The sequence below is a fragment of the Nonomuraea sp. NPDC050786 genome (assembly GCF_040654115.1).
Lineage (GTDB): Bacteria > Actinomycetota > Actinomycetes > Streptosporangiales > Streptosporangiaceae > Nonomuraea.
Genome location: NZ_JBFAHJ010000069.1, coordinates 1 through 1,283, shown reverse-complemented (window position 1 = coordinate 1,283; position 1,283 = coordinate 1). Strand labels below are relative to the sequence as shown.

Sequence of the window (1,283 nt, the reverse complement as noted above, 5' to 3'; positions counted from 1 at the left end):
GGTGAGATGTGATGCCGAGCCGATTGTGGTGAAGTGGATGATCCTATGCTGCCGAGAAAAGCCTCTAGTGAGTGTTGTGGCGGCCCGTACCCTAAACCGACTCAGGTGGTCAGGTAGAGAATACCGAGGCGATCGGGTGAACTGTGGTTAAGGAACTCGGCAAATTGCCCCCGTAACTTCGGGAGAAGGGGGACCTCTGCTGGTGATGAGTCTTGCACTCGGAGCTGGTGGGGGTCGCAGTGGCCAGGGGGAAGCGACTGTTTACTAAAAACACAGGTCCGTGCGAAGTCGTAAGACGATGTATACGGACTGACGCCTGCCCGGTGCCGGAACGTTAAGGGGACCGCTTAGCTCAACTTGTTGGGCGAAGGTGAGAACTTAAGCGCCGGTAAACGGCGGTGGTAACTATAACCATCCTAAGGTAGCGAAATTCCTTGTCGGGTAAGTTCCGACCTGCACGAATGGCGTAACGACTTCCCCGCTGTCTCAACCGCAGACCCGGTGAAATTGCAGTACGAGTAAAGATGCTCGTTTCGCGCAGCAGGACGGAAAGACCCCGGGACCTTCACTACAGCTTGACATTGGTGTTTGGAACGGCTTGTGTAGGATAGGTGGGAGACTGGGAAGCTCGGACGCTAGTTCGGGTGGAGTCATTGGTGAAATACCACTCTGGTCGTTTTGGATGTCTAACTCTGGTCCGTGATCCGGATCGGGGACAGTGTCTGGTGGGTAGTTTAACTGGGGCGGTTGCCTCCCAAAGAGTAACGGAGGCGCCCAAAGGTTCCCTCAGCCTGGTTGGCAATCAGGTGTTGAGTGTAAGTGCACAAGGGAGCTTGACTGTGAGACTGACGGGTCGAGCAGGAGCGAAAGCTGGGACTAGTGATCCGGCATCGGCGTGTGGAAGCGGTGTCGCTCAACGGCTAAAAGGTACCCCGGGGATAACAGGCTGATCTTCCCCAAGAGTCCATATCGACGGGATGGTTTGGCACCTCGATGTCGGCTCGTCGCATCCTGGGGCTGGAGTAGGTCCCAAGGGTTGGGCTGTTCGCCCATTAAAGCGGTACGCGAGCTGGGTTTAGAACGTCGCGAGACAGTTCGGTCCCTATCCGCTGCGCGCGCAGGAGACTTGAAAGGGGCTGTCCCTAGTACGAGAGGACCGGGACGGACGAACCTCTGGTGTGCCAGTTGTACCGCCAGGTGCACGGCTGGTTGGCTACGTTCGGGAGGGATAACCGCTGAAAGCATCTAAGCGGGAAGCTTGCCTTGAGATGAGGTCTCCCACC

General features: G+C 56.9%; 1 rRNA gene (running past one end of the window). It reads left to right on the top strand.

Annotated features, from left to right (window positions below):
• Positions 1-1,283: ribosomal RNA gene (locus tag AB0H84_RS53295) — 23S ribosomal RNA — on the top strand; its annotated part reaches 1,780 nt to the left of the window's first position; the annotation flags it as partial.